Annotated in this window: 7 protein-coding genes; all 7 read right to left on the bottom strand. The window is 47.9% G+C overall.

Features of this window, described 5'->3' with window-relative positions:
- Positions 1–3: 3 nt before the first annotated feature.
- A complete protein-coding gene (locus BC792_RS17160) occupies positions 4–825 on the bottom strand; it encodes an SDR family oxidoreductase (RefSeq protein WP_148910250.1) in 822 nt (273 codons plus the stop codon).
- A gap of 318 nt (positions 826–1,143) precedes the next feature.
- Positions 1,144–2,919, bottom strand: coding sequence for a BACON domain-containing protein (locus BC792_RS17165; protein ID WP_148910251.1), 1,776 nt, complete (start codon positions 2,917–2,919; stop codon positions 1,144–1,146).
- A gap of 20 nt (positions 2,920–2,939) precedes the next feature.
- Positions 2,940–3,878: a phosphodiester glycosidase family protein gene (locus tag BC792_RS17170; RefSeq protein ID WP_148910252.1), complete on the bottom strand. Its 939-nt coding sequence runs from the start codon at positions 3,876–3,878 to the stop codon at positions 2,940–2,942.
- A gap of 35 nt (positions 3,879–3,913) precedes the next feature.
- On the bottom strand, positions 3,914–5,179 hold the full coding sequence (locus BC792_RS17175; protein WP_148910253.1) for a RagB/SusD family nutrient uptake outer membrane protein: 1,266 nt from the start codon (positions 5,177–5,179) through the stop codon (positions 3,914–3,916).
- 10 nt (positions 5,180–5,189) lie between these two features.
- Positions 5,190–8,279 carry a SusC/RagA family TonB-linked outer membrane protein gene (locus BC792_RS17180; RefSeq protein WP_211357572.1) on the bottom strand — a complete coding sequence of 1,030 codons (3,090 nt, stop codon included), beginning with the start codon at positions 8,277–8,279 and terminating at the stop codon, positions 5,190–5,192.
- Between the two features lie 96 nt (positions 8,280–8,375).
- The gene (locus BC792_RS17185) at positions 8,376–9,452 is read right to left on the bottom strand and encodes a FecR family protein (RefSeq protein WP_148910255.1); all 1,077 of its coding nucleotides are present in this window, start codon (positions 9,450–9,452) and stop codon (positions 8,376–8,378) included.
- A 130-nt stretch (positions 9,453–9,582) separates the two neighbouring features.
- Positions 9,583–10,188, bottom strand: a complete 606-nt coding sequence (locus tag BC792_RS17190) for an RNA polymerase sigma factor (RefSeq protein ID WP_148910256.1) — start codon at positions 10,186–10,188, stop codon at positions 9,583–9,585.
- Between the last annotated feature and the right edge of the window lie 456 nt (positions 10,189–10,644).

Genomic DNA, 10,644 nt, shown 5'->3' on the forward strand with positions numbered 1-10,644 from the left:
TTATTAAACGCCACACCAACTATTAAACCCGCCATCCACAAAAATGGTCTCACCCGAAACGAAGGCTGAGGCGTCGCTCAATAGATAAACCAATGTACCTTCTAGCTCCGACGGATCGCCCAAACGCTGGAACGGCGTATTCTGCACGAACTTGTCGGCACGCTCGGTATAGCTTCCGTCCTCGTTGGTCAACAACGTACGATTCTGCTCCGTCAAAAACACCCCGGGCGCGATAGCATTCACGCGGATCCTGTTGCTGTACCGCAGCGCAAGCTCGGTAGCCATCCACTTGGTAAACCCGTCGACACCGTGTTTGGCAACGGTATAGCCTAACACCCGCGTGATGGGACGGCTTGCTGCCAACGACGAAATGTTGATAATAGATCCCGTACCTTTCTCTGCCATCACCTCTCCGAAGATCATGGTCGGAATAATGGTACCAAACAGATTCAGCTCAATCGCCTTTATTGTATCGCCGATTTTGTTGTCAAAGATGCTATCTCCCGGCGCGATCGTCGCTCCTGGAATATTTCCGCCGGCGGCATTTACCAGCCCGTCAATTGTCCCCCACTTCTCCAGGATACGCTCTTTCGCTTCGCGTATAGAGTGCTCATCCATAACATCGGCAACAACGGCCAGGGCATCGCCACCGAGGGTTTCCACCAGTTTCACGCGTTCGGCAGCCTTCTCCTGGCTTCTGCCGATGATACATATTTTGGCTCCCGCTTCGGCTAAACCTTTGACAAAGGCTTTTCCTAAGATGCCGGTGCCACCCGTCACCACGATTACCTTCCCTTTTAACGAGAATCTTTCTAAAATATTCATGTATAAATAGTTATTTATTCTTTCGGTTATTCATCCGTATTGCAACCACGTGTACTCATGAACGCTGCATTTTTCTCTTTAACGCCGTGTGGAATACAGGCGTGCGTGTCTATGTTGGAACATGCGTACGCTATGCTGTTATGGCCGTAAGTTTATAACATCCAATGTTAACTATTTTTTATCCACTCTCAAGGCGGTTGTACCACTTTTTTCACGATAACGATTTCGTTGGATACTGAATAAAAAAATCCCCTACGCACCAGGGTGTAGGGGATTGGTATCAGCTTTGGAGCAACGGCTGTGCTTCCCAGCAGAAAATTACTGCGGGACAACCGCCCCTATCGCCGTGCTGCCGCTACGCGATTTACCATGTTGGTCATAGGCCGTTATTTCAGCTGGTATCACAGGATTATATGTATCGCCTAAACTCTCTAGTTGAGCTGCCGACATACCCAAGGTCGCTGCCGGCGAGCCTTGGGACAACAATACCGTTTCGGTGTGTCCTCCGTTATATCCGAAATTGCCCAGCATTGTTTCAAAATCAAAGGTCTGACCAGCGACGACGGCACCATTATTATCCAGTAGCTGGTTGCCGCGGACACTTGAGGTAAGTACCGGGTTGGCACCGGAGCCTATAAATATATCGCCACCATTGCCGGCCGAATTACCCGATAATATCGAGTTGAACACACGGAGGGTTGTGTTGGACGTCAGTTCAATGCCGCCTCCGTTGTTAAATGCTCTATTTCCGGTAACCGTTGTGCTTATTATATCTAACCGTGATGGGGCAGCTGCTGTGCCGTAAAGGCTAATTCCCGCCCCATGACCACCGCTATTCCCATAAAAAGTGGAGTTAACAATCACGGACACGGAGCGCTCCCGTCCATAGAAGCCACCTCCACGGCGAGTCTGGCTAAGGCCCGCTGCATCGTTATTGTTATGTGCAATCGTACTGTTGTAAACATATGTATACGTGGGCTGGGTACTGCTGAACGCATAAATTCCTGCACCTACACCACTGATCGTATTACTGGAGATATCGCAATTATTAAAGTATACCGTTGCCGCCTCGTTAAATATACCCCCACCATTGCCGCCATTGTGCGTGCTGCTATTCTTTTTAATGGCGCAACGTTCAAACCGTACAGTAGCTCCCGAAAAGACAAACACACCTGCAGCATGAAAGCCTGTCGTGTTCTCTGATATTTCACAATCTATGACATCGACAACCGAGCGGGCTACGATCAGCCCTCCACCATAAAAACGGTAATATTGGGCTCCGTTAAGGGTAACGTGGCCTGTCCCACTGCTAGCCGCCTGTCCATGTTTGATGGAAAGGCCTTGCAAAACAACCTTTTGTCCGGCCTGGACCGCAGCTGTTATGGCAACGGTATGATATACCTTTCCAGCAGAGGTGTTTCCACTCAGGATCGTTTCGTGCAACGTTGGATCAGACACCGCTCCCGCTGATGCATCGGCTGGATACCCACCGATCAGGCTGATATTACTATGTATTTCGAAGGTCTTGTCTGCTGCGTTGGTTGCACTGCCACCGGTAATTGTCTTTGTTGGGGTATACGTACCCGCAGCAATATGAATGACGTCTCCCGGAACAGCTTCCTCCAGCGCGTTGTCCAATGTCGTGGCCTCGTCCCAGGAAAGTCCCGTATTTTCCTGGGTTCCCGAAGTCTTCACATAGAAGTGTGTCACCAGGTCGCTGAGCTCTGCGGGCGCCTGAACCACCCGTATTTTCTTTTCGTAGTCTTTGGTAATCCAGACGGTAATTTCCGCGGCCCTTTGGTCTGTGCTTCTGTTCCTCGTGATGCTGAACGCGATATCGCCGCTGGATAGAGCGTTTTCAGACGAGAACGTTATCCAGTCTGCATTACTTTTTGCGCGCCACGGCAGATTGGATTCCACGCGGATCGAAAATTCCCCCCCTTCCTTACTGACTTCAATGACATCTGTTTCTAAAGAGAGGCTAGGATCCTTCGGATCAAAACTGCCCAAATCGTCGATTTTGGAGCAGGAAAAGCAAACGCTCAGTAGCAACACCAGGAGTAGACTGATCTTATGATTTATATATTTGTTCATGGTACTTTCTTAACTTGTCTTTATTCAGAAATAATCAATAGTCCGTTCGCTACAGCACGCTCCTTTCCCCCGTTATCCGAAGGCCAGTTCCGTACTTCAAAGCGGTTTTCCGTAAAACCGGGCGTATTGCGGATGAAGAATGTCGTAGAGCCTCCCCCGTCAAGATTGATACCGTTTTCAGCACCCAGTGCTTTCAAACAGTGCCCTAGCTCTTCAAACAGCATCCCGTTGGAGTACCAGAAGTTCCGACCGTCAACGGCCATCATTAGCACACGCTTTCCATCGGCCGAAACGCCGATACACGTACGTGGCTCCACAGTATTATCGGTATGCGTAAGCACATGCCCGTCGCGCACCAACGTTGCACCACCTCCGACGGCTTCTTTGATGATGCCGGTAGCAGCGATGTCCGGATACTGATCTCTGGTCGCCACAAACGCGCGCCCATCGCCGCCGATTCCGAAAAAGCTTCTGTCTCCGCTATCAAATGTTGTGCGCAGCGCAACACCCTTTTTATAAAATATGCCCCGTGGCGTGCCGTTATCCATATTATAAAAATCCCCGTTTATACCAGCCCACACGCGGTTGGCCTCGCTATCTGCGTTAAGCGCCTGTTCTGTCATGGGTTGCATGGCAAAAGCGTTCGTGTTGTTTGGGGAAGAAGCGACAATAGCCACATTCGGATGATTAAGATCGACATCGAAGATGAAAATCTTCATCGCCAATCCCTTTTGTGATAGGTATTCTATTTCGCTGGCAATAACGCCATCTGTTACCGTATACATGGTATCCGCGAATATCTGGGCAAAAAGATTGGTCCCTTCGACCAACTTCCTACCGACTTCGGTTTTAGGTTCTGCCTTATATTCGAATTGATACTCGTTCTTATCACAGCTGTATTGAAGGAGGACGAGCGATGCCGCTATCGTCATCCACCATATATTTTTTATCTTATTCATCAGTTTATATTTTATTCCACCTCCAGTCAATTTTACTAATAACCTGGGTTGGGCTCCAGATTGGGATTAAGCTGCAGCTCTCTGCCGGGGATGGGCAGTACGTGCTGATGGTTGAGCAACCCCAACTCTTCTTGTGCTCTGCCAGTTCTCACCAGGTCGTGATACATAAAGTTCTCGCCCAGCAGCTCCCGCTTTCTTTCGTTCAGTATGGCGGTTAGATAGTCTTCATCGTTGGCAGGGAAAATATCCGCCAGCCCCCTGAACCGTCTCAATTCGTTCAGCCGACCAACTCCCAGTGACCGTCCTTGTGCTTCGGCACTGATCAGATACATTTCCGCTATTCGGGAAACAATAAAAGGATCGCGTCCGGTTTGCCCACTCGGATATTTGTTGATGCATTCTGTTCCGGCGATATTGATCAACGATATGGCCTTTCTATTATCCTCGTCGGCGAACAGTGCAATGGTCTCCGGCGTCGGCTTGTACGCCCCCTGTCCCCTATTGGGATGCCCATACGTATAAAACAGATCACTAATATTGATACTGGATTCTTCGGTGCGGTTCTGAAAGGCAAAAATGATCTCCGTATTGGCTGTATTACGGAATATACGCTCGAAAGAGTCTAACCGGTAAGCGCCTCCCGTGATTAAGCTCTCCGCCAGTTCGGCTGCCTGTTGCTTTTTTCCCTGACTAAGCAACACGCGTGCTTTGAGCGCGATCGCTGCGTCGCGGGACACGTAGTAGTAGCTTGAAGCCGTTCCCAACAGGCTGGCGGCAGCATCAAGGTCCTCTTCGATAAACGCCCATACGGCATTTATTGGGTCACGCGATACGCGTTCCAGCGTGTTATTTCGCAATATGGGTACGCCACCCCAGCGGGTTACCAGACAAAAATAGATGTATGCACGGAAATAGTGGGCCTCGCCTTTGGACAATGAGGCGAGCTCCGCTTCTGGGAAACGGTTGGCCACGTCCAGCATGTTATTCACCTGATAGAGCGCACTAAAGTAACCGTTCCAACTTGAGCTTATCGTGGCGTTCAACGGACTCAACGTAGCGTTTATCAGGTCGCGGGATGTACCCGTATTGGATTGTATAGTCCCTCCGAGCATGTCAAACAGGATAAACGATCGCACCGTAGGATCGTTCTGAACGCTGTTGTACATCCCATACCGCACAGCTGGGACATCCCGGATGTCGACTGCATCGGGAGAAATCGCGGTGAACGAAAATTGTTCCAGTTGGCTAGAACATGCGCCGCATAATGTCAAAACGAACATCGCTAATATATATTTTTTCATTACTTTATATTTAAAAGTTTGCATTCAGTCCTACCGTAAAAGTTCGTGGCTGAGGCACATTGAATGTGTCTACACTAAAGAAACGAGGGTCCATATTGTTACTAACCTGAGGATCCCATCCCGGATAATTTGTGATCAGAAACAGGTTGTCTCCCTGAAGAAAAGCCCGCAATCCCTTTACGCGGTATTTGCCCAACAATTGTTTAGGGAAATTGTAACTCAGTGTCAACGTCCTCATCCGTATAAAGGAGCCATCTTCTAACCAACGATCCGAGTTCCGCGCATTATTGATGTCGCCGTCTATCGGGCGCGGGTACTTATTTGTAGAGCCTGGTCCTGTCCAGCGGTTTTCGGCGTACTCCTTTAATACGGCGTTACGGTGACCCACGCGGGCAACGTCTACCTGCCATTGTGCATAGACGTCATTTCCATAGACATAGGAGAAAAATGCGTCCAGGGAAAATCCTTTATAACGGAATGTATGATTCCACCCACCAAAGAAATCCGGATTGGACGATCCCATAACCACGCGGTCGTTGTCGTTTATGATCCCGTTTCCGTCGACATCCCGCCACTTCACATCGCCGGCACGTATTCCAATGTCGTACTGCTCCTTCGGCACTTCCCCGTCGTATTGATAAATACCTTCCATGTTGAACAAAAAGTACGCGCCGATCTCCTGACCAACTTGCAAAGCACGGTTTCCACCGATGCTTATTGGCTCGTTATCGCCTATAAGGGACGTAATTTTATTTTTGTTGGTAGCGATATTGAACTGGGATAGCCACTGGAACTGCCCAAAATTGAAATGTGTATTGAGTGTTAATTCGGCCCCCCGGTTCCTCATCGAACCGATGTTGGTAGTAATTGAAGTAACGCCGGTAGTCGCGTGCACGGGCATAGAGTAAATTAACGACGTTGTGTTTTTCTGATACCAGTCTACCATGAGGTTTACTTTTCCGTTGAACAGACCGATATCAAACCCCACATCATACTGTCCGGCCTTCTCCCAGGTGAGATCACGGTTTCCGAAAGTCGTCACAGCTATACCACTATTACCGCCGTAATTAAAACCGCCTGCCATCAACGCCTGGTAAACATAACTGCCCAATCCATCCTGGTTGCCGGTTCGTCCATAACTCATTCTGAATTTCAGATCGGTACCGCTTCCCTGCATAAACTCCTCTTCGGAGATATTCCATCCGGCCGATATCGAAGGGAACCAACCCCAGCGGTTTTCTCTGGCAAACCTGGACGATCCGTCGGTGCGCAGTGTACCGGTAAGGATATAGCGGTCCAGATACGAAAGGGTCGCGCGCCCAAAGTACGATTCGAGTGTGTAAATACCCAATCCGGAAGACGACATGGTCTCTGCCGCAGCGCTAGCGACGACAAAAGACGGAGAAGGGAATCCTCTGGCGTCTATATACGTTGTGCGGGTCGCTATCTTTTGAAAGGAGTGTCCCGCAATAGCATTCAAAGAAAGATCTCCGAACTTGTCGTTATATGTCAGTACATTTTCCATTAGATAATTTCGTATCAACCTATTACGGTCTAACAACCGGCCAATCCCAAGCCCGTAGGGATGACGCTCATTATAGTATGTATGGTCATACGTCTGGGTAACATCTGCATTAAAAGAGGACTTCCATGAAAGCTTATCCTTCCATTTGAGTGTGGCGAAAAAGTTACCTAAATAGCGTAGATCTTCTATATAAGCAGTCTGCTCATGGAGAATCTGCATGGGGTTATGAAATACGAGCTCATCTGTACCCCCGACATAGTAGTCTCCATTGGGTTTGTAGGGTCTGTCGAAAGGGCGCTGCTGAATTGCACGTCCGATAATGGTCGTCCCCAGCGTAGCCCCCGGCACTTGGTTGTTCCGTACGTAGTTTGCTGAATTATTGGTTCCGATTTCCAACCATGGGGCCACTTCGTAGCTCATCTTTGCCCGCAGGTTAACTTTATCCATGGAGTTGGTCTTAATGACACCTTCCTGCGTTGTATAGCTGGCTGCGAAATAGTTCTTCATTTTTTGTGTTCCCCCCGAAACGGCAGCATCGACGGTGAAGAAGGATCCCGTCTGAGTAATGATATCCATCCAGTCAGTATCGGGTAAGTTTCCAAACGGATTGGAGATGGGCCGCTTATATCCCGAATCGCCTATCCGCAATCCGTATTGTTGGTTGTAATTGGCTATCCCCTCGTTGAAATCGCGTACATACAATTCTGAGTCAGCCATCTTTATTTTATGCAGATACGGAAACTTGGTCATTCCGCCGTTGACATTAAGCCGTATATCGGCGCGCCCTTCTTTTCCGGACCGGGTCGTAATTACCACCACACCATTTGTTGCCCTCGAACCATAAATAGCCGCTGAAGCAGCATCTTTCAATATTTCCACAGATTCAATATCGGCGATATTAAGAGTAGCCAGCGAGCTCATCGATTCACCGAAATCGTAGAGATTACTATTGGTATTGGTAATCGGCACACCATCAATGACATATAAGGGCTCGTTACTGGCACTTAGTGAAGATATTCCCCGGATGCTGACACGTTCCCCACTTCCAAGATTGCCCGATCCCGTCGCGGTGGATACACCTGCAATACGCCCATCCAACAACTGGGCCGGACTGCTTACGGGCCGCAATGTAGACTCATCGACATTCATTTTACTAATGGCGCTTGTCACAAGTGCGCGCCGTTGTGTTCCATATCCAACAACCACAACCTCATCTACTTTTTCGCTTCCCACAGACATCCGAACAAGCAAGGAATTGTTATCGCCGGCACGGACCAAAAAGCCGCGTTCGACATACCGCTCGTATCCCAGTCTATTGAAAGTCACGTCGTAGGATTTCCCGGCAGTCAGCCCCCCGAGGGAGAAAATTCCCTTATCATTAGTCGACGCCTGAAAGCGCCGGTTTTGGACGCCGTCCATCACCTCCACGGTAACACCGGCCAACGGTTGTCCCCCGCTGTCCATTACCGTGCCCCGGATGACAGCAGACTGCTGAGCGACTGAGACGAAAGGCATCAGTAGTAGTATGATCATGGATCGCTTCATCATACATAATAATCTGTTCTTTTGGTTCATAACACGTATTTCATTTTTTAACATTAAAAATTGGACAAAACGGTTCCTCCCGGCCCGCTCGGGCCGATCCACATTTTTTATTCATATCGTCATTTGTTAATTATTTCTTGCTATGCGAATTTTACGTCCCTCTTCATGATAAATTAAATCATTCATATTGCATATAATACCTATCACAACATTCAGGGAATCTGTAGGTTGAAACTTACCGGTAAATGACAGCTGACGTATATCCACATTGGACAGGTCTATATCGACATCATATTTCCGGGCAACGCGGCGGAAGACCTCGTCGAGGGAAGTCTTGTTGAACGCCAGCAGGTTATCCCCGGAATCTTCGGTCTTATCGTCCGTCCCCGCTGGCAACAGCTGTTCCTTATCCAAGCGCTCAGGCACCATGTTTTTATTAGAAACGGCCCAGCGGCCGCTTACCGGATTAACACGAAGTTCCTCTCCGGGCTTCAAATATACGTCCGAAAGGGCGACCGAACTTTTAGGAGAAGAGCGAACAACGACTTTGCCCGACATCAGGTTTACCGTAAAGACCTCAGTATGATAGGCACTGACTGAAAACGTCGTTCCTAAAGCTGTCGTGGCATATCCCTCTGCCCAAACGGTAAATGGCCTTAGGCTATCTTTCGCCACTTTAAATGTAGCCTTTCCTTCTAAAAAGATTTCACGTCTGTCCACATCGAAATGAGATCGGTAAGCAATAGAGCTTCCCGATGTTAAAGACACGGTAGAGCCGTCTTCCAAGCGGACAACGAGATCTTCTTTATTTACGTTTCTATGCACAATTGTGTCCGGCACGGAAACAGGCGTATAAGCTGTTGCGGGCCGGGCTTCTTTGTCGTCTAAATGCTTAAAAACTATCCAGCCGGAAATCAGCAGTATGACGGCTGCCGCAACGCGGACAAAAGGCCGGATACGCTGTAGCAGCGAAATAGGCTTCTTCTCACTGATCCCTGCAGCGGACTGTATCTGCGTAAAAATTTCTTCTGCGCGTTCTGCCTTTAAATCGCTTTCTGATGGTTCCGCAGCCATAAATGCCTGCTCCATACGGTGTCTCCAGGCTGGATTATGCTGTTCCAAATACCGAAGGATCTCCTGCTTCTCCTTGGCAGTAGCTTTTCCCTGCCAGAATTTCTCGATCAGATATGTTATCCTATCCATGGATATTTATTCTTAAATACGTTTTCCTGTTTACGGGATAAACTCCGGTAATGGGGAGCAGGGCTATCCGGCTCTCTATTATTAAATACTTCAATATGCCGAAAAAGGGGATGCTTTTTTGGAAAGAAAATTAAAATTTATCTGAAAAAGCCCCTGTAAGGACAACGAGAGTATAAAGGTGGGGATATTTGAGTGTGATATAATCCTTAATCGCACGGTTGGATTGTTTCAGATAGTCTTTCACGGAAACCGTAGACAGCCCCATCATGGAAGCAACCTCCTCTTTTGTCTTTCCTTCAAAACGACAAAGTTTGAACACTTCCTTTTTACGGGCGGGAAGAGCGTTGACTGCCTCCTCGACAATCATCCACTGGGCGAGATAATGATCTTCATTGACAGCTTCTTCCGGTAGGATGTCTTCGTAATCGGTGTATTCCTCTATGTAATCGAGCGACTCCCGAAGCTTCTTTTTCAGGAAAGTCGTGGCTTTGTTAAAACTCACAACGAATAACCAGCCTCCTACCGATTGGTTAGACTTAATTTTGGCCCGATACTCCCACAAAGCAACAAACACCTCCTGGAGGATATCCTCAGCATACTCGGGCTGTTTCACTATCTTCAGAATGTTGGCATAGACCGATCTGTTGTATCGATCATATAATGAACGAAAAGCGTCCACAGATCCATCAGTAAGGGCTCTGGCCAGTTTTTCATCAGACAGCTTTGAACACGTCATAAGTTGGTAGGTGTATTGAACAAATGTACGGCATGCAACAACAGCCACAAAAGTATTTAAAACCCTTTGAGCTTCAGACCTAAACTATGTTATGAAATTATGAATTTTGAATGGGAACTAGCGAGTGAAGGCAGGATAGAATGGCAACAATTTCATAGACAATATATCGCCAAAAAAGTAATACGGCCTTTTAATGCTTGTTATGAAAAGCACATACCCATATGCATAAGCCCATGTGTGCGACGGGATATATCCGATGGCAACGCATAAAAAAAGAGGTTGTCTAAAAAGCCTTTTTTTAAAAAGGAATCCCCGATACGTGAAAGTGTCGGGGATTTTTATTGTTTGTCCTAAAAAATGGTTATTTTTAGGTGTACCCAAACAATATGGCAAACATACTATTCAAAGCATTACCATCCAATAGTCCGAGTCTTTTTCCGGAAGATATTTTTGCAA

The sequence above is a fragment of the Sphingobacterium allocomposti genome, from assembly GCF_008124885.1.
GTDB lineage: Bacteria > Bacteroidota > Bacteroidia > Sphingobacteriales > Sphingobacteriaceae > Sphingobacterium > Sphingobacterium allocomposti.